This window comes from Thermoactinomyces sp. DSM 45892 (assembly GCF_900107305.1).
Taxonomy (GTDB): Bacteria; Bacillota; Bacilli; order Thermoactinomycetales; family Thermoactinomycetaceae; genus Baia.
Map to the genome: position 1 here is coordinate 20,194 of NZ_FNPL01000009.1, position 24,993 is coordinate 45,186.

A 24,993-nucleotide genomic window follows, 5' to 3' on the forward strand; every position below is an offset into this window, starting at 1 on the left:
GTCATCTATTATTCCTCGTCATAATTCTGACTACTTGCACACGGTCAAGAATCACACACCGCATCGTCGAGGCAAGCAGGATTATATATACACAATTCTACACCATTCCATTCAAAAGTAGCATAGTCAGAACCACAGTATTTGCAAGCCATTTCATCCATCCTTTTCATTGTTATAGGGAGGAGGGGAGTGGGTCTTCTCTTAACGCCGATTATCACCTGTGATCTTTTCCATGATCTCACTATCTAACAAAACATAACAATCTTGAGGACGTTCCAGTATGATCATTTCTCGGGCTGATAAGGATTCTAGCTTTCCACCAAGGCCGATCAGTTTCATATCTCTATCTTGCTCCAACGCCCGAACATAGACTTTTTCATAGTCTATTCCGTCTCTACAAACAAAGGGAAACGTAGTTCTAGACCTTGAAACAAAGAAGCCGATCGGATACCATTCCATTCTCTTAGCTCGCTCTGTCTCTCGCTCTATAACGTCTAACTGGAATGCACACTTCTGACAAAATCCTCTTTGATTGATCCCATGTGTAGCTTGAGCCTGCCTGCATTCAAAACACATGGAATCATCATGTTCGTGTACTATAATTTCATCATGATTGATCTTGATGGAAAGGGAGGAGCCATCGCCTTGGATAACATAGTAGGGTTCTTGCTTCCAATCATCATCGTCGTCCCACATATGGCGATCCTTTTCAATCCATTTCCAAATCTTATCCTCGATCCAGGGCGATTTGGTCACAATCCTCGAAAGCCAATTCATCGTCGTCAGCTCCTTCGATCTTCACTATCAGGGAGGCTGGAATGTATTTCATCTGGCCTTCTAGCCCCACTACTCCCAAGCATTTGCCAGATTTCCTACGACGCTCTTTGATTGTGAGATAGTCAATATCGGGATTCCATACAAACGGGATCACCATGTCATTTTTTAATATCAAGTAGCCTACTGGTACTCTTGCTCTCCCTGCTCTCTTGATCTCCTCATCAAAAATTTGTTGTTTGATAAAACAATCTACACAAGATCTTTTTTTACCACGCTCGACCCTGTGCATTTTTTTCTTGCATGAGCATAGGACTTGTTGACGTTCGAAAACTAACTGCTTTTTCTTCTGTTTCGGCTTTCCAAAGAGGCCCTTCTCAACATTTCTAACCTTTTCCAAGTAGTCTTTCTCTCTGCTCATATCCTCTAATAGCTCATACATCTCTTTGGAGCAACCGCCGTAACTAGTGGTCATTGAGCCACCTCCAATATGCGCTTGATCTCTTTGATATCAACTCCGTATTCCCTAGCTAGGACAGCCATACCGAACTCTTTACAACCAGATCGATGAATGTATTTCACAAATTCCTCATCTTCATGAGATAGCAGGGAGGAGGAATGAGCTGTTAACTCCCTGATTAACTCTCGCTCCCTGATTGGACTTTGTATGAAATCTTCACGAGACAGAAAGAATTCGAGATTGTCCAAGCGATTGTTGGCTCTCTTACCGTCTTTGTGCCTGACAGGTTCATCCAGAGCTTCAGGAAAGAAGCTGGAGACAACCAAACGATGGATGTAAGGTTTGCTGTTCATTCCTTCTTGATGAAGGTTCACGTACATGTATCCTCGTTTGGTACGAAACGACTTGATAGCCAGCTCCTGAAGTACTCGGCGATTCCCATAACGATCTTTTTTAACTTGCCTTTTACGTATAACACGACCAAAACTACTGATTTGATATCCCTCATATGAAGGGATATCTCTCCAACATTCCCTCATTTTTTCTAAAGAGGGTAGTGAAAATTCAATCATGGTTGTGTCCCCTCTCTTCTTGCTCAACCTCCTCTGAAACCAGCGAAATCAAGGTTTTTAATGGGTAGTGTACGTAGAGGAGGGAAGCAGAGTCTGCTTAGGTATCATCACTGACGAAAAGTTAGTCGAGAGGGGGTGAACTTGCTTGAAAGACCCCTCGACAGATTGATTTATAATAAACATTCAAATTTTCAGCTTAATAAGACCACATGCATTCCATGATGAATCGTGTGATTGATTGCTTTTCTGACATGTGGATCCGCTTAGATAGCTACAATCACCACAAGTCACAGCGATCCAAGTAGATCCAAATTGCTCCACCATTGGATTCATGTTGTTCAGATCGGGAAGGCAATCTGGATTGAGATACAGCTGCTGGCCATCGACCAGGAAAAGTTCTAGTTGAATGAAACGTACTGCATCGATCATTTCAACTTCCACCAGCTTTGTGATAGGATGGAGGAGTGATCCAGGGCGCAAACCTGATCACAGTAGTTTATTTTCCAATCTTCAAGAGCTTCTGGAGTAGTTTCGACTACCTTCAGAAACTCTTTTATTGCGTTGGCCGACTTAGTATCTAGTTGAACGACGTTCCTCATCTCTTCTCCTCGCTTCCCGTTCAGTATTGAGACTACAAAAGCGATAGGGACACACCCATACACCCCAATAGATTTGGTACAACTCGGTTCCACAAGATGAACACTTCGATTCTTCGTTCACACTATTTCCTCCATTCATCTCCAGATGATCCAATCAAGTCTCCGCAGTTCTTGCAATGAAAATTTGTTTCTCCATCTTCCCTGAGCTTTTCATCCCATAAATAGTTGCTTGGAGAAAAGCCACATAGATCACAAGTAGCAGGATTGACTTTCTTTGCATCCGCCAGGCGAATGATCGTCTGGTCCGTGTAATCATGGTAGGGCTTTAAGCAACTCCAGCAGACGAGACTCTTCCTTCGTAAGCCAGATTCGCTGACTTCTCTTGAGTGAGTGGCTCGGTTCGTCTGACACTCCTCACATATTTTCATGTAGGCTCTCCTCTTCAATGATCTCGATCAATTTATCCAAAGTATAGTCAGTCAGCCTCGCAACTTCGTAACAAAAATCAAGGAAATTACTCCATTCTGCTGATTCTTTCGAATGAACATATGCCCGTTTTCCAATGCGCTTTGCTTGGTAGTAGGGAACTAATCCATATAGTTCATCTAAGTTCTCTGACTTACAGCAGGGACAGGACGCATCCTCAACAGGCTCCCATCTTGCCCAGTCTTCCAAGTCATTCATCTTCGCTCCAATGACGTACTTCATATAACAGGAATCACAATCAATTGAAATCTCACGATATATCGTCTTCACTGCCATCAATAACAACCTCCTAAGCGACTCGTTGAATCTCAACAAGTAAGATGTTTTTCTGTCTGGTGAGTTCAGCCAGCCCATACAAAATTTCCATCTGTTCCTTTTTGGTCTTTGCTAACCATTTTCGAGGTTGGATTATCATGTGATCGCCTCCTTTGTTGTATCTAAACACATCATATTACTAAACATATTAGTTAGTCAATGATTAATTACTAATTTAATTAATAATATTTAAGTATTGATTAATTAAGTTGGCATATTTATAATGGTAGCAGGAGGACGAAATATGACGCCTGTAATGAAATGCAAACTAGAACAAATTGCTAAAAAACGTGGGCTGTCCCTTAGAAAGATAGCAACCGACATTGGTCTAAGTGATACGTCATATGAATCGTTGCGACGTATAGCAAAAAATATAGCCTCCAGCTTCAATGCAGAAATAATCGGGAAAGTATGTGTCTACTTACAAGTAACTCCTGGTGAACTCTTTGAGGTAGAGGGAGTATCCGTTCCTAAAGTGGAAAAAGAAGTAAACATTCCATACGAGCTTCACCATTACTTGGATCTAGGCTTAATCCAGCAATGTAACTTTCTTCGTTCAAGTGTTGTTGATTATCCAAGACAGAGTCATGATGTTAAGTTTGTTTTTGATCGGGAGTATGAACGACTCAGAAAAGCAATGCAGCATTCCACCGATCCATCTCTCAAAGAGTCGTTTGAGGAATTAACAACGATCTATCTAACACAAAAGGGGGGCACCTGAATGGATAACATGGAAGCGACCTTGGAAACGATTCTCAAGAGTTTTAATGAAATGAAAATAAGTGTAGAGAAGCGTTTTGATAGTATTGATACCCAATTAGATGAGATCAAGTTGGAGGTCAGAGCAACAAAAGAACAGGTCATCAAAAATAGCGAGGATATTGCGGAATTTAAATCCGACATGGGAGTAAGATTGGATACAGTCGAAAATCAATTGGACGATCTCAGAGAAGGGGAACTGGCTCTGTCTGATAGACTTCACGATTATGATAAGCAGATGAGGAAACTCAAGAAAAAGGCATTAGAAAGCACCCCTAATAACTAAATAGAGGTGCTTAGCCAAAACTATTATTCTTGTAATAGTCAAAACACAATGGTAGACTTGAACCAACAAAAAACAGAAAGACGACCTTACGCACAGGTCGCCGCTGTCCCTATAGATTAGGGTTACAAGTATCTGCTACCAACAGATACTTGTAAATAATATATTCAGGTATATTGTATTCACTTTTTATTGCTGGGTCAATAATGTGTGTACAAATTTACTCGAATATATAAAATAGCGAGCGATCCTGCCTAGGTCTAGGGAGGATTTTTGTTTTTAATAAAAGCAAAAGAGCCTTCACAGTGTCTAACTTTGGCCGGTTTGCCACTGTAAAAGCTCTGCTATTATTCGACCAGGAAAGGTCGTTTTATAAACGACTCAACCAAAACCTTGGGAAAGGAACAAGGAAGGTCGCTATATCCATAATTACTATTATTCTTATTTTATATACCTGTTGTAATAAAAACAACAGGGGAATTTTGGCTAATTGTGTAGATAAGCAGACTCTTCCTTGGTGGTCGATCGAGGAGAGGAATTTAAATATATGTCAACCACACAAGATAAAGCAGTATTTGAATCTGAAAATGAAAGACTAGGTTTCACCATGATTCCAAATGTCATTCTTACTTCGACTGTACTGACACCTACCGAAAAGATAGTTTATGGTATTCTTCGTAGATATGCCAGTTTGCCTCAAGGTTGTATGCCTGCTGTCTCTACAGTTTGTCTAGAGGCCCATATTTCCAAAGCAACATACAACCGGGCCATTAAGACTTTTATCCGTTCTACAGAAAATCCAAATCCTACGATTCCACTCATCACCATCATTCATCGTCCTAACCAGTCTAACGTATTTAAGTTCCACGATATCTCAGATCAGCTTGTCGAGTTACTAAGATCTGCTGTTCGGATGGAAGAGGAAGAGAAGAAAATTGCTAAAGCAAAGAAAAAGCGAACAAAAAAATCTTCCAAGTCTCAAAGTGGGTCTCAAAATGAGACTCCCATTGAAAATACTAGGGAGTCTCATTTTGAGACCCCTCCCCAGACGTCTCAAAATGAGACGTGCCCCGTCTCAAATTGCGACACAAATAATATTGAATTAAATAAACAACAACAACAACATACAGAACTAGATAAAAACGTTGTTGTCGTTGTTGATCTCATAAATGAGAAGTTTGGAAAGAAAGTAAGACCTAAACAAGCCAAGGATCTCTTGACCTTAGCTGAACAGAATGATGTTGATATAAGTGACTGTATCCAGAATGCAAAAGATTACCATGATGCTGTAGGCTTGAAGAGAAGTATTTATGGTGGTATTCAGTACGCCATTACAAATGGATGGGATGTTGAGCCTCCAGCCAAAAGAGAACAAGCTACCACGCAAGCAGATGAAGATCCAACAGATTTGGAGCTTATTAAGGCTAACTTGATAGCACAAGGAATTGATCCAGAGGCGGTGGGCTACTAATGGAAAATGAAACCATGATCGCACCTTACAACGAGCAGGCAGAACAATCGGTATTAGGCGCAATCATCTTAGAACCTAGTTGCATGGATCAAGTCCGTGGACAGGTGAATACGGACGACTTTTACCGGATCGGACATCGGCGATTGTTTGCCATCATGTGTGAAATGAGAGATGACAAGAAGCCAATTGATATGGTGACACTTACAGAGGAATTGCAGAAAAAGAATTGGTTGGAGGAAGCTGGCGGAGTAGCTTATCTAACCGAATTGGCTTCCTTTGTCCCCACAGCTAGCAATGCAGATTACTATGCAGGAATCGTCCGAGAAAAGGCAATACGTAGAGACTTGATGGTCCAAGGTCAACAATTAGTGTCACAAGCTCAACGAGTGGAAAACATTGAGGAGATTATGGTTTCATCGCAAGAAAAAATCCATCAGATTCAAGAACGGACTGTGTCTGATGATGAAGAGGGAACCGATTTAAAATCATTACTCATGGGAGCATTTGATCTGATTGAGAAGCGTTCTATGGATCCATCGGGCATCTCTGGAACTCCTACTGGATATGCCGACATGGATAACATGCTGAATGGGCTAAATTCGGGCGACCTCATGATCGTGGCAGCACGTCCAGCAATGGGGAAAACTGCCTTTGCGCTCAATATCGGCTCCAATGTGGCTGTTCGGGAGGGGAAACCAGTTGTCGTATTTAGCCTTGAGATGCAGGCAGGAATACTCTCTCAGCGTCTACTAAGCATGTGGGGAAATATAGACTCACAATCCATTCGTACTGGGAAGATGGAAGAGGGAGATTGGGATAAGCTTACAGATGCGATTAGTACGCTCCATGATGCCCCTATGAAGATACATGATAAAGCACGTAGCCTAAATCAGATTCGAGCCAATGCGATTAAGTTTAAGCGTAAGCATGGAGAGATTGGAGCTATCATTATTGATTATCTGCAACTCATCAATGTCGAAGGGAACTTTGCCAATGCTAATGAACGGATTAGTCTGATATCTCGCTCACTAAAACTACTTGCTGGCGAACTAGATTGTCCGATAATTGCACTTTCACAGCTTTCTCGTGCTGTAGAACAACGTCAAGACAAGAGACCTATGCTATCTGATTTGAGGGATTCTGGATCTATCGAGCAAGATGCAGACGTGGTGATCTTCCTGTATCGTGATGATTACTACGATGAGGAATCGGTGAGGAAGAATATCTGTGAAGTGATCATTTCTAAGCAGAGGAATGGTCCAGTTGGATCTATTGAACTTCTCTTCTTGAAGAAATACGGAAAGTTTCTTCAGCTAGACAAGAATCTGATGCCTAAGCGTGATGAATAACAGAATATGGGGGGTCTGGAAAGCAGAACGGTTTGTTTTCCAGACCCATAATACAACCTAGGAGAGACATATGACCACAAAAGATCAAGTAAACGAGAGAATTAAGGATATTAAAACCGTGCTATCAAAAACGTTTGAACAGATTGAGCAAAGACACTATGAACAGACCGGAATATCTGGATTGCGAACAGGCTATACAGACTTAGATCATACATTGAGTGGCTTAAACAAAGGAGATTTGATTGTGCTTGCTGCTCGTCCTGGCATGGGGAAATCTACATTTGCACTGAACTTGGCTACCAATGTTGCATTGTTAGAGAGAAAAGAAGTAGTTGTTGTCAGTCTCGAAATGTCAGCGACTCAAATTGCAGAGCGGATGGTTGGAATGGTAGGAAACATTAATTCTATCGCTATAAGATCTGGAAAATTGAACGAGGATGAGTGGGAGCATGTAGGAAAAGCGATTGAGTCTTTAAATCAAGCACCCATCCGGATCATTGAGGATTCATTTAGTTTGTCACAGATTCAGTCAGATGTTCGGGAGCTCAAACAAAAGGCAGGCGAAATCGGACTGATTGTAGTTGATTCGCTCCAATTGATTGATGTTGATATACCAAACGGATCTTCTTATGAGCGAACGAGTCATATTGCAAGATCATTAAAGCTTTTAGCCAGAGAGCTAGATTGTCCGATCGTTGCAGTTACTGCTCTATCTCGTACGGTTGAACAAAGGCAGGATAAACATCCTATCTTATCGGATTTGAGAGATTCAGGATGCTTAGAAGACGATGCAGATGTAGTTATCTTCTTGTATTGTGACGACTATTACAATACAGATTCAATAAAGCCAAATGTTGCCGAGGTCATGATCTCCAAACATCGGAACGGTCCATTAGGAACAGTCGAATTCGTGTTCTTGAGAAAGTACAGCAAGTTTTTACAACTTGATTAACAAGTGGTTAATAGGCGTGGTATGGACAGCAGAAAAGTTTGTTCTCCAGACCACGCAATCACAACAAGAGGATAAAACAGATATCCTAACATTCCTTCTGGATCCAGATGCATATTTCTGTATAAAACCGAACAATAGGAGGTGGGAGTCGTGCAGCGTTTTCTCATTCTAGTAGTTTCTACGATACTTCTGCTAGTTGGCTGCCAGATTCAAGAGAAGCCAGCGAATGCAGACTCTGTAGTCGCCACCATTGAATTACCTTCTGACCGCTATCCAGAAACGGCCAAGCATATCAAGGAAGCCATTCAGAAGGGAGAGACGGATACTTGTACCATCGATCGAAAAGGAGCAGAGAAGCGGCGTGAGGGATCTCTCAAGGGGATACCCACCAAGAAGGGGTATGATCGAGATGAATTTCCAATGGCCCTGTGTTCTGAGGGCGGAAAAGGTGCAGACATAAAATATGTGAGTCCCAAAGATAACAGGGGAGCTGGATCATACATCGGGAACAAACTTGAACGATACAAAGATGGCCAAAGGGTAAGGATTTCGGTGAGATAGGGAGAAGAAAGGGAGAGCTTTCTATGAAAAGAAAATGGACTGAAGAACAGATATCAGCGAAGTTACCGAACGTACAAGCCACTATGGCCTTTGAAGGACTTGATCTGATAGAGGAAGATATGGAGTTACTCTTAGCCAGAGCGAGAGGCGAGATCACTCAAAAAGAGTATATTAAGCGTGCAGTGGAGAGCAATTAAGACGACAGGGGAGCTGGAACAAATGATTACAAAAGCAATGGCAATGGTTGAGCTTGATCGAATTCAGATTCCATTCGAGCTGGAGCAATCTAAACCACGAGAGGAAAAACTTGATCGGATTCGGCAGCACCTAGAGAAAACAGGTGAGCTAGATACGTGCATAGTTGTCCATCAAGAAACGATGTTGCTAGTAGATGGCTATACCAGATACATTGTCGCAAAAGAGAGAGGGATAGCTTCTGTTCCTGTACGATGGGGCAATCTACGAGAATTCGGATTGTATTGGAGGTAGGAGAAGGTTATAGAAAAAGAAGCCACTCTCGAAGGAATGGCCTCTTTTTCCCTTGGAATATGTCAGCATAATTATTCTGGGTCAAGTGGGTCATAAATGACAAGAACTGGGAAGAAATACGGTGTGACTGTAAAATACACAGACTCCCCCTTCTTGTCCTTATAATGAACAAAATAATCATCAAAATGGGGCTCGAATTCAGTGGACTGAAACTGTAAGTCTTGGTCATAGTACTTGGTGGTGACATATGCATAGGTCGAAATGGTTGCGATTCCCTTTTGTACAAAAGGAATTTGTATGAGGAGAATGATAACGATAACAGATATGAAGAATTTTACTACTTTCTTTCTCCATTTCATTTTAAAAATCTCCTTTGACCCCTAAATAGAATCATGGTATTTCTAATATTTGTAGATGAGCATAAGACCCGATTGCCGTTAATAACGGATGAGCTTGTCTTTCAACTGAATGACCTGCGAGCTTAAAATCATGTTTATTTGAATCATATTCAGAGATAATCATAACATGCGATGGTACTGTGACTACGCCAGAGACACCCTTATGAAGAATGACAACGTCTCCCTTGCTAATACTTCTGTTGTAGATTGTTTTATGATTCTTACGATAATAATCTGTGGACATGCTATGAGTTTTAGATTTTGGTCTCCAATAATTTTCAAAGGTTCTCACAGCAATCCACGGACTTGGATTTGTCAATTTCCAACTGTAATTTAACTGTTCTACGCTATTGATGACCCAATATCTAGTGTTTTTTCTTGAGATACTCCAGTTTCCTGATTTCGGCTTACCACCACCGATGTGCATTGCCTGAGACACAAAATTCGTACAATCTGTGCCGAATTTACCTGTGAATCTAGGATAATCTGTTCGGTACTTGTTGTAGTTTTTATAGGCCCAATTTCCAGCAGAGTCACCATCATAAGCGGCGGAAGGACTTACGGTTTCGTCTTGTACGTTCGATTCCAGAAAGGAAATAGCTTGTTGATTTTCTAAGCTGTAGGCGTACCGACTAAGAAAGCCTAGTAATATTTCTTGATCTTGGATTGACACCACTGGATGTACATTTATTATCTTTTGTATTATCTCTAGTTTTGGATCTTTTTTTGTAGATACAGCATTCTCAATTATGTCTATATCTGTGTAGTGATTCGTGAGAATACTGCCAACTTTTAAGTCTGCCTGAAAATAAGTCGATAAAGTCTCTCTGATAATCATGTCTTCCACTTCTGGATCTACTATATCACGATCAAATGTTACCGTACCGTTTTCTTTCCCCTTCAAATATTGCTCTATATAGTGGTTAGATGGATCTCCTGCTGTAACATCTTTAGTTACAAGTGATGAGTCGGTGATATGACTGCGTATTTTGCCCATGTTATTTCACGTCCTATTATTTATTTTTGAACAATATCAACTCAACCTTCCGTATAAATAGTTCTTTTCCCTCTAGATTTACCATGAAACAACATGGAAGAAGTACGTACCAAGTTTCATAGCGATTCACCTGACATGATATGACGTTTCCGATAGATCCATTTGGCTAAAGCCCACCGTAACACACGATACACGCTATATCCAAAACAAGCGCCAGTTGTATTGAAAATGACATCGTCAACGTCTGAGATTCGAGTACCTGAGAGAAATTGCAGGATTTCGATAGCAAAACTCATACATAGGAGAATACGATGAATGCTCTTCGAAATGTGTTGACCCATTTCCATATAAACGGGACTAGAAAGCCAAATGGCATAAGCATTATGAGATTGCCGCCTACATACCACTTTGCAATATGAATAGACGATGAATCGATTGGGATCGTAGCGAATGGAATGAAGTTGACGGTATGGTACCAAGGAAACCTGGTATCCTCGAATTGTATGTAGATCGGGAATAGAGTGTAACTGGCTACCATGGTGAGGTAACTGAGGAAGACTGATTCCAGAATGAGTCTTCCGAAAGAAACTTGTCTGAAGCGGATCGCAAGAAATAGGACTAGTAGAATAGCAACATAATTCAACTCAAAGTCGATAACCATACAGAAATCTCTCCTCACAAAGTTTACTGAAGAGATTCCTTTTAAAACAACGAAAGTCCTGTTATCGGGTAGATAATAGGACTTTCAACAACTATTTAAATTCAGTTTTCACTACATCAGGATTATTCATATAATCGTCTCCACGATTCCGCTCCCATTTTCGATCATCAACAAGGTTACTAATCAGCCATTTTTTCGTGGTTTTGTTGTACTGGATCGAGACCAGCTTTTCGTTAAATTCCTCTTGGGCATCTTTCGAAAAGAAAGATTTTTTATCTGTAATCGTTCGATGTTCAATAATCGGGATAGTGAAAAGAATGATATTCGGATTGGTTGTAGGGAGATAATCTACTTGATGATAGTCAATCTTACAATCCTGAACCCGTCCCGAATACTCATGAGAGCTTTTACTAAATTGGATATCTTCTACCAAATCCTTGCGTAATGTATCCGAAATCTGAGTGAATACGGCTGGATTTCCCTCCACCATGGAACGCAAACGTTGTTTCACATGAGTATTAATCAATTCTGTAACCTGTGTACGTGCCTCCTTAGTGCTTAATGTCTGTGGGGTTAGATCATACTTCTCGGTACCTGTTTGAAACTCCCTTTCATAGCTTTTTTCGATTCCCCAGGGCATCTCTGTTTCGCCTAGAACGGTCATTCCGCTCTGTTTTGCTACTGGTCCAAACTTCTCATAATCCGTAACCAGTTTGGTCGTGTCTTTCCCATTTATCACTAACTTAGTTTGGGGAAAGAGTGATGATAGACTAACCGTTTCCCCTTTACTTTCGAGACTGACTTCTACCTTTCCGGTAGGTTCATTAATAGCAGCGACTTCTTTATCGTTTGTTAGCTCCCAGAAATCATAACTTTTAGCAGTTTTGACATGGTGTACTCCAGGTAAAACCGTTTCCACATGAGTAAGTTGTTTGGAGTTGGTTTGAAATACTTCTTTTCCGTTGAAGATGATCTTGGTGTTGGGTTCATTGGTCGTGATCGCAACCTGGTAAGGATGAATGCGAATCTCATACGTGTCATAGAAAAAAGGAATCTCATTCCGATGGAGGTAGATATCGCCACGATAACCCTCACTTCCATCGCTCACTTTGTCATACTCTTCCACAAAATCATCCGTACCCTGTATTTTGTTCGTGTATAGATCGGCAGCGGATCGAAGACTCGAAGTAACGATACTCTGATACTTCGGCTCTTTTTTCATAATGGCCATCAGTTTTTTCATCGATTCTGCATCTATTTTCACCTTGGAATCGTTTGAAACCAGCATTTTTGTTAGTTTCTCTGTGTTCCCTTCATAGACGGCTGTTTCAAATTCCTTTACTAGAGTATGTGGATCTTGAGCGGTAACGGCTCCTACTATGTAGAGAGTACTAATTGAAAGAACCAATACCAGTCCAGCGATGAGTCCTTTTTTTCCGATTCGCTCTTGAATACGCTTCACGAACGAAAGGATGCCAGCAGGCCATCTAGGAGTTTGGTGTTCATTCGATGGTGGCTGACTCTGTGTGGGAGATCCGTTTCCTTCTTGCAAAGACGATGATGAGAAGTCTAGTTGATCGGGTTTCTGTGAATGCATATATAATCTCCCCTGAAAAATATTTGATCTAGCGAGTTTCTATTCTGTATTTTAAGATAAAATATTAGATTGTCAATGTGAACGGAAGCTGGTTCCTATTGTTAACAGGAGTTTCGACAAAAAATACAGAATTAACAGTTATATAAAAATTTAAGGGGAGATACATATGTCTTGGTTAAAGGCGAGTGGAAAACGTGGAGACTGGACGAAAGCAAAGAAGGGTGAAAATCCTAGTGGATGGACGAATAACGAGAATCAGAAGCCTGTGGAAACGTTATTTAAAACAAAGGCGGATAAGTTTCTTTCACCTAAGAAGTGAGGGGAATTTAAAATGGATATCCAGAAAAAGGTGGCGTATGGAAAGCTATTAGGTGAGATATATCGAATCCAAAAGGCTTTAGGTATTCCTAATGAGTGTTCGGATCACCATGTTTACGGCTTACAACATGGAATGGAACCATCTATTAGAGCCATATGGGAAGAGTATGATTTTATTTCTGTAGATGAAATTGTGATAGTCGATGAACTGTTTGACGAGATTGAATCCGGAAATCACAAGGATGTTACAAGTGAAGAAGTGTTACTAGATATCCTTGAATCACGAGGATTGCCCGAAAGCAAGGGACGCAAGGTTTTACAGTATTACAAACTAGGCGGATTCTATAAAGAAAGATTTGATGCGCTTAAAGATAATCCGCTTGTACCACCTGATGATAGTAAATAAATCTCGATTGTGAGCATCATTCCTTATATGGATGGTGCTTTCAACTATATGGGGAGAGAGTTATATGCGAGTCAAAAAGCTGATAGCCAGCATGCAGCGGAAATGGAAGAAGCTAAAAAAAGTCTACCGTAAAACTCGCAGGCAATACATCGAGAGGAAAAAGCAAGTCAAGCAGACCGTCAGATGGATCTTCTCACCTATCCTAGCCGTTGAGTTCATTTTGGAGCAGATCGGGAGAGGCCATCTTCCAGGGCTGGACAAAAATATGTTTCTGACTGATTCGAGGATAGAGCGGTGGATGTACTACGAGTTGCGAAGAGTGGAGATGTTCAAAGGGAAGATCGTTCCTCAATATCCCATCAGCTCATACTGGGCGGACTTCGCGATACCTGAGTATATGTTGGTGATAGAGTTGGACGGCCAGCGATATCATAAGAATAGACAGGCTCACGATCGAGGACGAGATGCTTACATGTACCGTAAGGGCTGGAAGGTCATGAGATTCAGCTATAACGACATTAAAAAGAGACGTACGAAAGCGGTTGAGCGGATCCTGAAACATGCGATGAAGGTTGAGAGAGAACGGGTAAAAGCAAGCAGTCAGTAGCCCCCTCCTGTTAGAGTTAGCTACCTTTGATCAGTGGGGACCGAGAGGGGAGCTTCAAAGAACACACAGGGATTTTTTCAAGACCCCCTACCCCATTTTGGTACTTTTGGGACACTAAAAAAGGAGAGTGTTATGGAGTTCAAGATAAATGATGTGTGGTTCGGACGGATCGGAACAGCCTATGAGGGAGTGACAGCTACAATTCAAGCTATAACAGAGCGGAAGATACAAGTATCATTTGATCGAGTTGTAGCGGTGGATGGTATGATGCTAGGAGGCTGTATTTTCGGCAAGAAACAGTTTCAAGAACTCTTTGAACAGGTGTATTGGATTTGAAATATATCCCATTAGATAGTTATTGCGTCCAATTAAATGATTTGTTGTAGAATAATATATGAACCGCATGTAACGACTGGGCGATTCCATTGCCTGGTCATTTCTTGCTTAGAATAGTCAAATTTACATAGAGAGCAGGCATGCAGATGAGAGACGTATTCCCTACAAAATACTATAGCGATGAAGGATTTGTGGAACGAAAGATCGAGATTAATGAGGAAGACTTAGACGAAATCATTGAAGAATATTTGCTTAGTCGTGGTTACGATTTTGATGAGATTGAGATTGTGAATAATCGAGAGATGAATATATGGTTGCATGCGAAATGTCGTAAATATGTAGATGAGGAAAATCCGGAAGAAGATGAAACTGCTATTGAAGCAGAGGTGGAAATCAAAGGTAAATATGATGGTAATCCAATTGGTGGAATTATCTTTTGATGAACTGGTCTACTTATGAAGTGGGTCAGTTTTTTGTCTCTCGATCTATCAATCCTGATTCCTTTTTCCAAGTACGAACTCATCAATCTCATTGCGACGTAAATAAATCAAACCAAGAGCAATTAACATCCCTACTAGGGAGCCTGCAATCGCAATATATATGCTTGGTGTGGCAATATCAAATAGATAAAGAACAAGTGTAATGATTCCTATGAATAGCGACATCCAAAAGAAAACCTTTTTTATGACCATCATTGCAATCGAATTGTTTTTGAAGATCAAATCGTTACACCCTTTCACAGTGAGATGGTCTAAGTATGCCCGAAAATGCTAAAAAGGTTTCCCTGTGAAGAGAAACCCTTTTAAACGATTTGACTACCAGCCCGGGCGGCGTATCCGGGATCTCTGGTAACTGCCGAAGCAGCGCATGGGGAACCTTTCCCACCTCTGATAGTCACCAAGTAATATGAGAAGGTGGGTTTCCCCACCTCCCCTACACAGTATCTAAGATACTGGGACGTTATGTAGTATTAGTATATGCAATAAACACAAAAAGCAATCCTCATAAGAAGACTGCTTTTTGGGACGTAATTGAAATTCATACACATAGCGACGATCGCTATGGGACGTTTAATGTACATTCATTATATCGTGCCTATTCAAAGGTGTAAAGTGTGTTGAGTACCTTGGTAATTTTTTTCTTATCACTCTCAGAGATCGTAGCTATTCGGTTCCGCTTACTACGTTTTCCATCTTTCTCTTTCTTTCCTACATCCTGATTCTTTAGACGATAGGGCGCATGGATCCTCGAACGACTTACAATCCGCAAATGCTCACATGCAGCCGTTGTCTCATACTCTTCTAAGTCTATATGAAACCAAAGATTATCGTTTTTCCGCTTGGATGTGAGAGGAATAACCGTACAAAGAGGAGAGCCGGGCTTTGCAGACACAACAACAGCAGGTCTCCTTTTATTGTACTCGCTACCGACATTGTAACCGAGTAGAACCCAGTATACTCCGCCCCGGATGAGAGGGAATTGAGTCTGCTGTGGTCTTTTATTTACCTCGATCTTCTGTCGTTGCCAATCCAAATGATCCAGCATGTGAATTTGTTGTCTGAGTAGATCAAACGGATCTTCATTTGTCGCAGCTTTAAGATGACGACTATGTAAGAGATCGTTGATCCCATTTTGAATATCGCTTATCAGTTCTAAAAAGTCTTCCTCGTTAAGAGCTTCACTAAGGTTCCATTGGTTATCCAATCACGACAATCCTTCCAGTATGAGAGTGTGAGCTTTTTCAATTCATTTGTTCTCCACTACAACAGTAGCCTTTTGAATGATGATGTTCCCGTCCTTTTGAGTGAAAGCAACGATATCTCCTTCCTCAATATTCAATAGCTTCCGTAGTTCCTTTGGGATGCTTGCTTGTCCTTGTTTAGAGACACGAGAGGTCCACATACATATCACCTACCCTTGTATTAGATTCATAATTTTATAATTTATTAATTCGATGAACAGGCAATAGCTCCTTCTTTATGTGTAAAGAAAAGTGTCAGTTTCTGAACACACGAAATTAGATTCAAAAATGACAGAATTTCCTCTTGGTTGTGTAAATAAACTGTGTTAAGATATCTATGTAAAGGTTGATGTGTAAAATAATTGGTGTTGGTGATAAGTATGAAGGTAGGTTATGCGAGAGTATCAACTGTCGACCAGAATTTGGATTTGCAGATTGATGCATTGAAGGAGTATGGTTGCGAAAAGATTTACCAGGACAAAGTGTCTGGAGCCAAGGAGAGGCGAAAGGGACTGGATGAGGCTTTGGAGTATGTTCGGGAAGGGGATACCTTAGTGGTGTGGCGTTTGGATCGGCTTGGACGGACTATGCGTCACCTCATCGAGATAGTGAACGGCCTAAATGAACGAGGGATCAGCTTCCATAGTCTTCAGGAAAACATCACGATGGATCGATCGAATGCTACTGGCCAGCTCATGTTTCACTTGTTCGCTTCGTTCGCAGAGTTTGAACGGAATCTGATCCGTGAGAGAACAGCAGCTGGACAAGCCGCCGCACGAGCGAGGGGTAGAATGGGTGGCAGACCTAAGAAGCTCAGTCCCAAAGAGGTAGATATGCTCCGAACGCTTGCCAAGGATGGAACACCCATCAAAGACATCGCCGAGATGCTGGATATATCACGAACCACGGTATATAGCTATTTAGACACATAGTCATGTTTTTGATATCAAGGCGATTATAGCCATCAAAACTTAGGAGGAAGAAAAAATGTCAAACACACCTAAATTTTCGGATGAGGATCTCATGCTGATAGAAGAAGCTTTGTATAAAAGGTTTTTAAAGCGCTATGTTGATGCACAAATGTTGCTCCAGCTACATGATCGATTTCAAGAAATATCGTACTCTGATCAGGATAGCAAGGAAAAAGAAAAATACCTGAAGATTGAAGAAGATGAGTTGAAACCCCTTAGGGAACTATTGATTAAATCGTTTGATTTTACGGAAAGAAGTTTGCTTATAGATGCTAAAGATGCATGGGATCGAGAGAAAGAAAAGATGAAACGCACAAAGTAGCTATATCTCTATCAAGACCAACAGTCTATCGCTATTTGGATAAGTAGCACGAGACGGAATACAAGCCTGTTTGTAGGATTTATTATCTTCTTTGATACAAAGACACTCAGAATCAAAAATGAGCTTTCATACAGGCTCGCAGGGGCATGTTTTGGAAGGTGAAAACGGATTTCTACACAAACACTAGGAGGAACGAAAAATGAATACAAACAACCTTTATTTAGCTGGAAAAGGCGTAACCCTCATGAAAATTTACTTTGAAAATGGTCAAATCGCTCACCTTGAAGATAAGGATGCAAGAATGGCCCTATCATTCATTTCAAATAACGAAATCCTACCCATCATGGACTTGGTGAGTGGAGAAAAACTAGATCTAGCTGGCATGGTTAAGTTTGACGTGCGTTACACTACTAAGGGATGATAAGTGACCTTAGTAGCTGACTTAGTGACTGTAAGATTTGATTCATTTTCGTACATTGGACTGTACCCCTACGTAAGTTAATTCACTCACAGGAGCGTGTTTAAAATGCCACATACATTCACTGATTGGTACTGTCCGACTTGTGAAATACATAAGTCAACAAACACCTTTACTTTCGAACCTGACCCTCACATATGCAAATATTGCAACAAGACAATGAAAAAGCTAAAAGAAAGACCCCCTGAGATCATACCTTGCTCATACTGCGGTATAAGAACAGAATATAACAACGAACTTCGCGCATGCTCTAACTGTTACGATATTTGGATTAATGAATTTTGACTTAAAGGGGATAAAAAATGAAAGAAGTAGTTGTAAACAAAGCATACATAATCGATGTTTTGAATTCAGCTAAAAGAGGAAATCCTCGTCGATTGTGTTATGAAAATAAAGTGATTGATGTTTTATACGGCTATCCTGAAGGTTCATGGGCTATCTTTGTTGATAATCGTGGGATTATCAACGAGCATGATATCGATAGGGCAATTTCTACCCTAAATATGTTGTTGAATTCGGATTACGAAAGCACAGGCGTTTTGCCAGAGATGATTCAGGAGCAAGGAGAACCGTGTGACAAATGCACGAAACTTACGGAGTTATATATGGTCATGGAAGACGGGCGTAAATTATGCCCGCGTTGTAGTCGTATGTGGGGTATGGGGAGCAACGGAACAGCGGAATAGACCTTATCGGACATGAAAATTGGAATAAATTTGCATATGGCCCCTTATTTCGCTTTTGGTTGCCATCCAGATCTAGTACCAGCAAACGAAAGGGTTACCAGCTTCTATGATCAAAAAATGAAGGAAACCAGCGAAATCAGTACGATTTTGTTTATGCCATAAATAAAAAAATATGTACTGTAGAGCAACTAACCCTCTAATGGGGGCAGAGGGAGCGAACGGCGATTTTGGGGCCATCTGAACAGAAAATGGAAATTGAGTTACGGAAAGTACCGATAAACACTATGAAATTGGAACTTGAGTAATTTTTTTGCTCTCGTCAGTTTAGATATATCGTGTTTAAGTGCTAGTCGAGACGAATTAGTGCCGACTCCATACATTCTAGGAACTTTCCTGTACTGAACCACCAGATATTTCCTAGATGTCCCCAAAATTAGCCTTCGCTCCTTTTAGGCCTAATGGTTAGTTGTTCTTTTCTGCATATTTTATGGTTGGGGGTCAGCTAACTAATGGATAAGAAGTATGTACAGATCGTTATTGATCCACAAACGATGACGGCACACGTAGAAACAGCAAACATAAATAAATCATACTTACAAGAGTGGGTCCTTATTCTAGGGGCTTTAGAACAAGCAACGGAAAATACAAGGAGATTTGTCTCTGCTAATAAAGAGAAATTACTATGAAAAAAAGACTAAAAATAGTTCGATTCCTCCAATTACTATCGGAGGATTTTTTAATCTGTTTGGGACTCTTTTTTATCATCAAGGCGAGCTTTATGTTACATGAGATCGCAGGCTATTACGTCATGGGTATCGTACTTTGTTTCATTGGATATCTGATTGCGCGCCGATCTGCAAAGGGAGGGAAATAGATGTTCTTTCGGAGCTTGATTGGCTTAGAAGAGTCGGACCTATCCGATCCTCAATCTTGGTTGAAAAGATTATTTGGAGGGCAGCCGACCGCCAGCGGGGAGTCCGTCACCAGTGATTCAGCGATTACTAACAGCAATGTCTATACATGCGCTAATATTTTGGCGGGCGACATTGGGAAATTCCCTATACAAACATTCCGCAAACGAAAAAGTGGAATTGAGTATGAGGAATCCCATCCGGTCGCGAAATTATTGGGAAGCCGTCCGAATCCGTATATGTCGGCTTACACATTTAAAGAAACGATGCAAGTACACTGTATTTGTTGGGGTAACGCATATTCCTATATAGACTGGGATTGGAACGGACAGCCGAAGGCACTTTGGATACTTGATCCCTCGTTGACTGATGTTAGATTAGATCAGGTTACGGGTGAGCTTTGGTATGTCACAACTACGCCGGGCGGAGAGCAACGAAAAATTCCTTGGTACGATATGTTACATATTAAAATGCTATCGAAAAGTGGGCTTAAGGGGATTAGTCCAATAGCAGCAATCCGGGAGAGGATCGGGATTCAACAGGCCGCCGACAAGTTTCTAGGCTCTTTTTATGCGAATGGGACCGCATCCTCTGGGGTCGTAAAAGTACCTGTTCCATTAAAAAGAGAAGCGAAGGAAAAAGTCCGTGAGGAATGGCAAAAATTGAATAGTGGCTTGAGCAACTATCAAAAGGTAGCTGTTTTAGATGGTGGGATGGATTTTCAAAATTTAGTTATGCCATTGAAAGATGCCGAGTTTATTCAGACACAGAAGTTCGGCATTTCAGAGATCGCCAAAATTTATAAAATCCCACCACATAAATTAGGTCAGCTTGATAAGTCTACCTATAATAATGTCGAGCAACAAAGCCTTGATTACATCAAGTCTACTATCCAGCCCATTGTAGTTAATTGGGAGGAAGAGATAAATTATAAACTCTTCACGCTGCAGGACCAGAAGCGATATTATTGTAAGTTCAATGTTACCAGTGAATTGCGTGGAGATAGTCAGGCGAGGGCGCAATATTACCGGGAAATGATATCTATTGGGGTCTATACAGTTAATGAGGTTCGAGCATTGGAAGAGTTAGATCGTATTGGTGATGTAGGGGATAAGCATTATATGAGCCTAAACTTTACGACTTTAGATATGATTGAGCAGTATCAAGCCGGGAGAGCGGGCCTACTTAAAGGGGGTGAGAAAAACAAAAATGGAACCGATGAGTAAAGAAATCCGATACTTGCAAAGCAAGGTAGAGATTCGTACAGATCAAAGCGAAAGTGAGTATATAGAGGGATACGCACTCAAGTTTGAAAAATGGTCGGAGAGAATGGGAATCCTTACGCCTTTTAGGGAGATCATTAGTCGCGATTCGTTGATTGATACGAATATGGCTGATGTGGTGGCACTGTTTAACCATCGGGAAGACTTTCCTCTAGCGCGTAGCACTGTATCAGGGGAGAATGGACGACTAGAGCTTACAGTGGATGACATTGGTTTAAAGTTTCGTCTGACGCCAACAAACACTACTTTTGCACGGGATTTGTTGGAGAATGTCCGGGCAGGAGTTGTTGACCAGTGTTCATTTGCTTTTTCGATTGACCATTCTTCAAAGGATGCGGAAACTTGGACATACAACGATAATGATGAAATCTATGAGCGTCGAATAAATAAAATCAAAAATCTATATGACATATCAGTTGTAACCTATCCTGCTTATCCTGATACGGAAGCTATAGTTAGTTCTCGTAGTAGAGAGCGAGTAAAAGAGCTGGAATTAAAGCGAAGCCTACCGACTGAAAGAGAAAAGATATTAATGGAGCTGGACCTTTTATCTGTATGAAAAAGGTCCTTTTTATATTGAAAGCGAGGAATTATATATGCGTCCAGAATTACGAGAATTACGCCAGCAGCTGGAGTCTAAAGTCAAAGAAGGAAAACAGCTTGCTTTTGATGGGAAGCTTGAGGAAGCCAACCAACGTAAACAAGAAGCCGAAGAAATACGTGGAAAGATTACATTGTTAGAGGAATTCAGTGAGTATGAAGGTAGTATGGCCTTGGATAATACAAATTCGGTGTCTGCTCCGGCGATTATCACAGAACGAAAAGCAACGGATTCCTCAGATGAGAATTATAATCGTGTATTCCTCAAAACTCTACGGAATCGTACTCTAAGTGGAAATGAATTCGATTTGCTAGAGGAAAAAAGAGCCATGACTTCGGGATCGAATGAGGACGGCGGTTATATCATTCCTAAAGATTTAGATACCAAGATCAATGAGTTGAAACGGCAATATGTATCATTAGAGCCGTTTGTTCACGTTGAAGATGTAACAACAAGTACCGGGGTAAGAACGCTAGAGAAACTAGCAACCATGACTCCATTTGTTGAGTTTGCAGAGATGACCAACATACCTGATATGGATAACCCGAAATTTGTTCCGGTTAGCTATACGATTAAGGAACGCGGTGGTATTTTGCCGATCTCTAACACACTTCTAGCCGATACAGACCAAAATCTATTATCTTATGTAGCTCAGTGGATTGCCCGGAAATCTGTCTTCACACGAAACAAGTTAATCCTTGACGTGTTAGCAACATTAGAGAAAAAGAGCCTGACAGATATTAAGGCGGTCAAAAAAGTTATTAACGTTGACTTAGACCCGGCCTTATCTGCATCAGCCACTATCTTTACCAATCAAGACGCTTTTCAGTGGCTAGATGAGCAAATGGACGGAAACGGTCGCCCGCTTATTCAACCAGATGTTACGCAGCCAACACAAAAATTATTATTTGGATCACATCGCATTGTAGTATTAGCTAATCGTTGGTTGCCTTCTGTGGGGACGAAAGCACCGTTTATCATTGGAAATCTAGATGAGACGGTCGCCTTGTTTGATCGTCAGCAGTACTCTGTTACATCAACGAATGTTGGCGGGGATTCGTTCAAACGGAACTCAACCGATATTCGTGTGATTCAACGCGAAGACGTGAAGCTATGGGATTCCGCGGCAACAGTCTATGGAGAACTTACATTGAGGGATAAATAGGGTAATGTATTTACTCTAACCCTTATTTCAAATAACGTTACAAAATCAAAAAAGGTTGATCGAATGGACATTAAAGATATGAAAACGTTCCTTAAAATCGATCACGATGACGAGGATGCAATAATTGAGGGAATGATATTGGCTGGTCGGGAGTTTATCCGAAACGCAGCGGGAGAGGTAAACGAATCAAGTGAGTTGTACAAGCTATGCTTGAAGTTGTTAGTCACTCATTGGTTTGATAACCGAAATATATTTATTAATGGATGGGTAAATGAAGTTCCGTTTTCCTTAAAGGCTATGATCTATCAACTTCAATACTGCGGTGATACAGATGCTTAATGTGAATGACTTGCGGCATCGCATCCGGATTCTAGACCGGGTTATTACGCGAGATGATGAAGGTAGTCCAATCGAAGATTGGACTACCAAGGTTACTCTCTGGGCAGAAGTTAATCCATTGAGTGGCCGAGAATATTATCAGGCTGCTGCTGTTCAATCTGAAAATGATGTCAAAATTCGTATTCGTTATAGGGCTGATATCTCAACGGATATGAGAGTCCAGTTTAATCAAAAATTGTATGATATACAGTCTGTGGTTGATTGGAATTCAGAGCATAGAGAGTTACATCTTACGGTAAAGGAAGTTGTAAATGGGTAGTGATATGAGATTTGATGGCATAGGAGAAATGATAAACAATATCCGTGCTCTTGGTATTTCGACGGATCGAGCCGAAAATAAAGCGGTCCGGTCTGGAGGGGAAGAGCTAAGGGAATCAATGTCACATCATGCGCCGGGTCCATCTAACAAAAAAAGGGAAGTTCATCTTCCTGATAATATCCAAATGGGGCGAGTTAAAAAAGATGAGCGAGGAAAATTGGTCGAGGTGGGGCCGGGAAGAGGCTCATTTTATTCGTACTTCTTGGAATTCGGGACATCCAAAATGTCCCCCTACCCATTTATCGGCCCATCTATTGATGAGTCGAAGGAACGTGTTTTAAAGATTATGGCGGATGAACTAAGGGATGGTATCAAAATACCATGATTAATTTAAAGCCACAGATAAAACAAGCTCTTGAGCGAAATCAAGAGCTTGTTTCTTTGTTGGGTGGGAATCGCATCTATCAATTGACGGCTCCAAACAAAACAGAGTTTCCACGAATTACCTACTTTGAACTAGTAAATCGTGATGCAGGTTTTGCGGACGATCAATCGATATCAAGTCACATCATGTTCCAGATATCTATATGGAGTGACGAAGCAAAACACCTATCTTTACTAGGGAATCAAATTGATTTATCTATGAAATCTCTGGGATTTAGTCGTATCTTTTCTACTGATTTTTACGAGGAAGATACACAGATTTTTCATCGTCCTATGAGATATCGAAAATTGGAGGTTTTATAATGGCTGTTCAGGTAGGATTAAAAGATGTTCATTACGCGATCCTAACGAAAGATGATGTAACAGGGATTGTATACGAAAAACCTGTGCCAATACGCGGCGCGATAAGTGCGAAGATTTCCCCCTCAAGTAACACCGAAACTCTATACGCTGACGATGGACCGTCCGAAGTGGCCACAGCACTAGGTGAAATCAGTGTTGAGTTAAATATGGCGGACCTTCCTCTCTCTGTCCAAGCATCACTATTAGGACACAAAATGAAAAACGGAATCTTGATTAAGAGTGCGCAAGATACACCGCCTTATGTTGCCATCGGATTTAAGTCGATGAAATCAAACGGTCATTATCGTTATATCTGGTTGTACAAAGGGAAGTTCACAACCCCTGAAAGTGAATATCAAACCAAAGAAGATTCACCAAGTTTCCAAACACCAAGCATTCAAGGGGCGTTTGTTAAACGGGATTTTGATGGACATTGGCAAGCAATCGGGGATGAAGATGAAACCGGATTTACGCAAGCTTCTAACTGGTTTCAAGAAGTTCAAGTTGTGGCTGTTACGGATTCACCAACTCCAGAAAAAAGAGATAATTAAATTCATCGAGGGACCTTGATCTATTTGGATTAAGGTCCCTCCTTATCTAGATAGGAGAGTTATATATGTGGGAAATTAAATTGTATTTAGACAAAGAATGGAAAACTTTTTCTACTGACTTTATATCGGGCCGGATGTTTCGAAAATCTTTAGAGCTAGATGACAGACGGAATAAATTCTTGCAAAAAGCATTGGAACATAAGGAATTAGACCGTGTTGAACAGGACCAGATCGTCAAAGAACTCTTTTCAGTGATCACTCAGGTGTTTGATAACCAATTTAGTATCGAACAGTATGAGGAAGGCACAGATGCCCGAAAAATAGCGGATCAATCGTGGTCTATCATTCATGGGATTATCGGGCAAACATTGGAACCTTTATCTAGCTTGGCCAGTGAGGAAGACGATTTAAAAAAGACATTGACGAGCCGTTAGCATTCCTTCACGACCT

44 protein-coding genes are annotated in these 24,993 nt (G+C 41.0%); 28 read left to right on the plus strand and 16 right to left on the minus strand.

All coding sequences use genetic code 11. From position 1 onward, the window contains the following. Positions 1-201: 201 nt before the first annotated feature. The 8 genes from BLU58_RS08385 to BLU58_RS16910 form a co-directional block, all read right to left on the minus strand. A complete protein-coding gene (locus tag BLU58_RS08385) occupies positions 202-777 on the minus strand; it encodes a hypothetical protein (RefSeq protein WP_093291781.1) in 576 nt (191 codons plus the stop codon). Then, positions 728-1,249, minus strand: coding sequence for a hypothetical protein (locus BLU58_RS08390; protein ID WP_093291782.1), 522 nt, complete (start codon positions 1,247-1,249; stop codon positions 728-730). The genes BLU58_RS08385 and BLU58_RS08390 overlap by 50 nt, the downstream gene beginning before the upstream one ends. Then, positions 1,246-1,806 carry an NUMOD4 domain-containing protein gene (locus BLU58_RS08395; RefSeq protein WP_093291783.1) on the minus strand — a complete coding sequence of 187 codons (561 nt, stop codon included), beginning with the start codon at positions 1,804-1,806 and terminating at the stop codon, positions 1,246-1,248. The genes BLU58_RS08390 and BLU58_RS08395 overlap by 4 nt, the downstream gene beginning before the upstream one ends. Before the next feature lie 183 nt (positions 1,807-1,989). After that, a complete protein-coding gene (locus BLU58_RS08400; protein WP_093291784.1) occupies positions 1,990-2,235 on the minus strand; it encodes a hypothetical protein in 246 nt (81 codons plus the stop codon). Next, positions 2,232-2,405, minus strand: coding sequence for a hypothetical protein (locus BLU58_RS16380; protein WP_176786571.1), 174 nt, complete (start codon positions 2,403-2,405; stop codon positions 2,232-2,234). Before BLU58_RS16380 ends, BLU58_RS08400 begins: the two co-directional genes overlap by 4 nt. 122 nt (positions 2,406-2,527) lie before the next feature. Continuing rightward, positions 2,528-2,833: a hypothetical protein gene (locus BLU58_RS08405; RefSeq protein ID WP_093291785.1), complete on the minus strand. Its 306-nt coding sequence runs from the start codon at positions 2,831-2,833 to the stop codon at positions 2,528-2,530. Next, positions 2,820-3,167 carry a hypothetical protein gene (locus tag BLU58_RS08410; protein WP_093291786.1) on the minus strand — a complete coding sequence of 116 codons (348 nt, stop codon included), beginning with the start codon at positions 3,165-3,167 and terminating at the stop codon, positions 2,820-2,822. The genes BLU58_RS08405 and BLU58_RS08410 overlap by 14 nt, the downstream gene beginning before the upstream one ends. A gap of 13 nt (positions 3,168-3,180) precedes the next feature. Beyond that, a complete protein-coding gene (locus tag BLU58_RS16910; protein WP_255404658.1) occupies positions 3,181-3,306 on the minus strand; it encodes a hypothetical protein in 126 nt (41 codons plus the stop codon). A gap of 144 nt (positions 3,307-3,450) precedes the next feature. Between BLU58_RS16910 and BLU58_RS08415 the strand changes: the two genes are divergently transcribed. The 8 genes from BLU58_RS08415 to BLU58_RS08445 all read left to right on the plus strand — a co-directional run bounded on the left by BLU58_RS08415 (position 3,451) and on the right by BLU58_RS08445 (position 9,070). Further along, positions 3,451-3,927: a helix-turn-helix domain-containing protein gene (locus BLU58_RS08415; RefSeq protein ID WP_176786572.1), complete on the plus strand. Its 477-nt coding sequence runs from the start codon at positions 3,451-3,453 to the stop codon at positions 3,925-3,927. Then, positions 3,928-4,251, plus strand: coding sequence for a hypothetical protein (locus BLU58_RS08420; protein ID WP_093291788.1), 324 nt, complete (start codon positions 3,928-3,930; stop codon positions 4,249-4,251). It begins immediately after the preceding gene. 544 nt (positions 4,252-4,795) lie between these two features. After that, positions 4,796-5,719, plus strand: a complete 924-nt coding sequence (locus BLU58_RS08425; protein ID WP_093291789.1) for a helix-turn-helix domain-containing protein — start codon at positions 4,796-4,798, stop codon at positions 5,717-5,719. Next, on the plus strand, positions 5,719-7,068 hold the full coding sequence (gene dnaB, locus BLU58_RS08430) for a replicative DNA helicase (RefSeq protein ID WP_093291790.1): 1,350 nt from the start codon (positions 5,719-5,721) through the stop codon (positions 7,066-7,068). Before BLU58_RS08425 ends, dnaB begins: the two co-directional genes overlap by 1 nt. 70 nt (positions 7,069-7,138) lie before the next feature. Continuing rightward, a complete protein-coding gene (locus tag BLU58_RS08435; RefSeq protein WP_093291791.1) occupies positions 7,139-8,020 on the plus strand; it encodes a replicative DNA helicase in 882 nt (293 codons plus the stop codon). A 150-nt stretch (positions 8,021-8,170) separates the two neighbouring features. After that, complete coding sequence (locus tag BLU58_RS08440) at positions 8,171-8,581, plus strand: NucA/NucB deoxyribonuclease domain-containing protein (protein ID WP_093291792.1); 411 nt, start codon at positions 8,171-8,173, stop codon at positions 8,579-8,581. A 23-nt stretch (positions 8,582-8,604) separates the two neighbouring features. Continuing rightward, positions 8,605-8,778 (plus strand): hypothetical protein, encoded by a 174-nt coding sequence (locus BLU58_RS16385; protein ID WP_176786573.1) that lies wholly within the window; start codon positions 8,605-8,607, stop codon positions 8,776-8,778. Further along, positions 8,759-9,070 (plus strand): ParB N-terminal domain-containing protein, encoded by a 312-nt coding sequence (locus tag BLU58_RS08445; RefSeq protein ID WP_143123742.1) that lies wholly within the window; start codon positions 8,759-8,761, stop codon positions 9,068-9,070. The genes BLU58_RS16385 and BLU58_RS08445 overlap by 20 nt, the downstream gene beginning before the upstream one ends. 71 nt (positions 9,071-9,141) lie before the next feature. Here BLU58_RS08445 and BLU58_RS08450 read toward each other — a convergent pair whose 3' ends face one another. From BLU58_RS08450 to BLU58_RS08465, 5 genes are all read right to left on the minus strand, one after another. Beyond that, positions 9,142-9,429: a hypothetical protein gene (locus BLU58_RS08450; RefSeq protein ID WP_093291794.1), complete on the minus strand. Its 288-nt coding sequence runs from the start codon at positions 9,427-9,429 to the stop codon at positions 9,142-9,144. 31 nt (positions 9,430-9,460) lie between these two features. Continuing rightward, on the minus strand, positions 9,461-10,465 hold the full coding sequence (locus BLU58_RS08455; protein WP_093291795.1) for an amidase domain-containing protein: 1,005 nt from the start codon (positions 10,463-10,465) through the stop codon (positions 9,461-9,463). 116 nt (positions 10,466-10,581) lie between these two features. After that, positions 10,582-10,812, minus strand: coding sequence for a VanZ family protein (locus BLU58_RS17300; RefSeq protein ID WP_143123743.1), 231 nt, complete (start codon positions 10,810-10,812; stop codon positions 10,582-10,584). Further along, positions 10,758-11,126, minus strand: a complete 369-nt coding sequence (locus BLU58_RS17305; RefSeq protein WP_143123744.1) for a VanZ family protein — start codon at positions 11,124-11,126, stop codon at positions 10,758-10,760. Before BLU58_RS17305 ends, BLU58_RS17300 begins: the two co-directional genes overlap by 55 nt. Before the next feature lie 91 nt (positions 11,127-11,217). Further along, on the minus strand, positions 11,218-12,723 hold the full coding sequence (locus BLU58_RS08465) for a TcaA 3rd/4th domain-containing protein (RefSeq protein ID WP_093291797.1): 1,506 nt from the start codon (positions 12,721-12,723) through the stop codon (positions 11,218-11,220). A gap of 166 nt (positions 12,724-12,889) precedes the next feature. On the opposite strand from BLU58_RS08465, the gene BLU58_RS16395 reads away from it, so the two are divergent. The 5 genes from BLU58_RS16395 (at position 12,890) to BLU58_RS08485 (ending at position 14,830) form a co-directional block, all read left to right on the plus strand. Next, complete coding sequence (locus tag BLU58_RS16395; protein ID WP_176786574.1) at positions 12,890-13,042, plus strand: hypothetical protein; 153 nt, start codon at positions 12,890-12,892, stop codon at positions 13,040-13,042. A gap of 12 nt (positions 13,043-13,054) precedes the next feature. Continuing rightward, complete coding sequence (locus BLU58_RS08470; protein ID WP_093291798.1) at positions 13,055-13,447, plus strand: hypothetical protein; 393 nt, start codon at positions 13,055-13,057, stop codon at positions 13,445-13,447. Between the two features lie 64 nt (positions 13,448-13,511). Continuing rightward, positions 13,512-14,054 carry an endonuclease domain-containing protein gene (locus tag BLU58_RS08475; RefSeq protein ID WP_176786575.1) on the plus strand — a complete coding sequence of 181 codons (543 nt, stop codon included), beginning with the start codon at positions 13,512-13,514 and terminating at the stop codon, positions 14,052-14,054. Positions 14,055-14,186: 132 nt separating this feature from the next. After that, on the plus strand, positions 14,187-14,390 hold the full coding sequence (locus tag BLU58_RS08480) for a hypothetical protein (protein ID WP_093291800.1): 204 nt from the start codon (positions 14,187-14,189) through the stop codon (positions 14,388-14,390). Positions 14,391-14,536: 146 nt separating this feature from the next. After that, positions 14,537-14,830: a hypothetical protein gene (locus BLU58_RS08485; protein ID WP_093291939.1), complete on the plus strand. Its 294-nt coding sequence runs from the start codon at positions 14,537-14,539 to the stop codon at positions 14,828-14,830. A 48-nt stretch (positions 14,831-14,878) separates the two neighbouring features. Here the strand turns inward: BLU58_RS08485 and BLU58_RS08490 are convergent, their stop codons facing one another. The 3 genes from BLU58_RS08490 to BLU58_RS08500 all read right to left on the minus strand — a co-directional run bounded on the left by BLU58_RS08490 (position 14,879) and on the right by BLU58_RS08500 (position 16,292). After that, a complete protein-coding gene (locus tag BLU58_RS08490) occupies positions 14,879-15,112 on the minus strand; it encodes a hypothetical protein (protein WP_093291801.1) in 234 nt (77 codons plus the stop codon). 373 nt (positions 15,113-15,485) lie between these two features. Then, on the minus strand, positions 15,486-16,094 hold the full coding sequence (locus BLU58_RS08495) for a type II toxin-antitoxin system PemK/MazF family toxin (protein WP_093291802.1): 609 nt from the start codon (positions 16,092-16,094) through the stop codon (positions 15,486-15,488). Between the two features lie 42 nt (positions 16,095-16,136). Further along, positions 16,137-16,292 carry an AbrB/MazE/SpoVT family DNA-binding domain-containing protein gene (locus BLU58_RS08500; RefSeq protein ID WP_093291803.1) on the minus strand — a complete coding sequence of 52 codons (156 nt, stop codon included), beginning with the start codon at positions 16,290-16,292 and terminating at the stop codon, positions 16,137-16,139. A gap of 219 nt (positions 16,293-16,511) precedes the next feature. Between BLU58_RS08500 and BLU58_RS08505 the strand changes: the two genes are divergently transcribed. The 15 genes from BLU58_RS08505 to gpG all read left to right on the plus strand — a co-directional run bounded on the left by BLU58_RS08505 (position 16,512) and on the right by gpG (position 24,977). Further along, positions 16,512-17,063 (plus strand): recombinase family protein, encoded by a 552-nt coding sequence (locus BLU58_RS08505; protein WP_093291804.1) that lies wholly within the window; start codon positions 16,512-16,514, stop codon positions 17,061-17,063. 55 nt (positions 17,064-17,118) lie between these two features. Further along, positions 17,119-17,424 carry a hypothetical protein gene (locus BLU58_RS08510; RefSeq protein ID WP_093291805.1) on the plus strand — a complete coding sequence of 102 codons (306 nt, stop codon included), beginning with the start codon at positions 17,119-17,121 and terminating at the stop codon, positions 17,422-17,424. Between the two features lie 199 nt (positions 17,425-17,623). Then, entirely contained in the window at positions 17,624-17,845 is a 222-nt protein-coding gene (locus BLU58_RS08515) for a hypothetical protein (protein ID WP_093291806.1), read from the plus strand. Between the two features lie 359 nt (positions 17,846-18,204). After that, positions 18,205-18,588 (plus strand): hypothetical protein, encoded by a 384-nt coding sequence (locus tag BLU58_RS08520; RefSeq protein ID WP_093291807.1) that lies wholly within the window; start codon positions 18,205-18,207, stop codon positions 18,586-18,588. A gap of 509 nt (positions 18,589-19,097) precedes the next feature. Further along, positions 19,098-19,274, plus strand: coding sequence for a hypothetical protein (locus tag BLU58_RS16400; RefSeq protein WP_176786576.1), 177 nt, complete (start codon positions 19,098-19,100; stop codon positions 19,272-19,274). After that, positions 19,271-19,462, plus strand: coding sequence for a hypothetical protein (locus BLU58_RS08525; protein WP_093291808.1), 192 nt, complete (start codon positions 19,271-19,273; stop codon positions 19,460-19,462). Before BLU58_RS16400 ends, BLU58_RS08525 begins: the two co-directional genes overlap by 4 nt. Continuing rightward, the gene (locus BLU58_RS08530; RefSeq protein WP_093291809.1) at positions 19,463-20,725 is read left to right on the plus strand and encodes a phage portal protein; all 1,263 of its coding nucleotides are present in this window, start codon (positions 19,463-19,465) and stop codon (positions 20,723-20,725) included. Next, positions 20,718-21,341 carry an HK97 family phage prohead protease gene (locus BLU58_RS08535; protein WP_093291940.1) on the plus strand — a complete coding sequence of 208 codons (624 nt, stop codon included), beginning with the start codon at positions 20,718-20,720 and terminating at the stop codon, positions 21,339-21,341. Before BLU58_RS08530 ends, BLU58_RS08535 begins: the two co-directional genes overlap by 8 nt. A 37-nt stretch (positions 21,342-21,378) precedes the next feature. Beyond that, positions 21,379-22,548 (plus strand): phage major capsid protein, encoded by a 1,170-nt coding sequence (locus BLU58_RS08540; protein ID WP_093291810.1) that lies wholly within the window; start codon positions 21,379-21,381, stop codon positions 22,546-22,548. Between the two features lie 63 nt (positions 22,549-22,611). Continuing rightward, the gene (locus BLU58_RS08545; protein WP_093291811.1) at positions 22,612-22,887 is read left to right on the plus strand and encodes a head-tail connector protein; all 276 of its coding nucleotides are present in this window, start codon (positions 22,612-22,614) and stop codon (positions 22,885-22,887) included. After that, entirely contained in the window at positions 22,880-23,206 is a 327-nt protein-coding gene (locus BLU58_RS08550) for a phage head closure protein (RefSeq protein ID WP_093291812.1), read from the plus strand. The genes BLU58_RS08545 and BLU58_RS08550 overlap by 8 nt, the downstream gene beginning before the upstream one ends. Continuing rightward, positions 23,199-23,591 carry an HK97-gp10 family putative phage morphogenesis protein gene (locus BLU58_RS08555; protein ID WP_093291813.1) on the plus strand — a complete coding sequence of 131 codons (393 nt, stop codon included), beginning with the start codon at positions 23,199-23,201 and terminating at the stop codon, positions 23,589-23,591. The genes BLU58_RS08550 and BLU58_RS08555 overlap by 8 nt, the downstream gene beginning before the upstream one ends. Continuing rightward, the gene (locus BLU58_RS08560; protein ID WP_093291814.1) at positions 23,588-23,953 is read left to right on the plus strand and encodes a tail completion protein gp17; all 366 of its coding nucleotides are present in this window, start codon (positions 23,588-23,590) and stop codon (positions 23,951-23,953) included. The genes BLU58_RS08555 and BLU58_RS08560 overlap by 4 nt, the downstream gene beginning before the upstream one ends. After that, positions 23,953-24,543 carry a major tail protein gene (locus BLU58_RS08565; RefSeq protein ID WP_093291815.1) on the plus strand — a complete coding sequence of 197 codons (591 nt, stop codon included), beginning with the start codon at positions 23,953-23,955 and terminating at the stop codon, positions 24,541-24,543. Before BLU58_RS08560 ends, BLU58_RS08565 begins: the two co-directional genes overlap by 1 nt. A gap of 65 nt (positions 24,544-24,608) precedes the next feature. After that, positions 24,609-24,977, plus strand: a complete 369-nt coding sequence (gene gpG, locus BLU58_RS08570; RefSeq protein WP_093291816.1) for a phage tail assembly chaperone G — start codon at positions 24,609-24,611, stop codon at positions 24,975-24,977. The last annotated feature ends 16 nt before the right edge of the window (positions 24,978-24,993 follow it).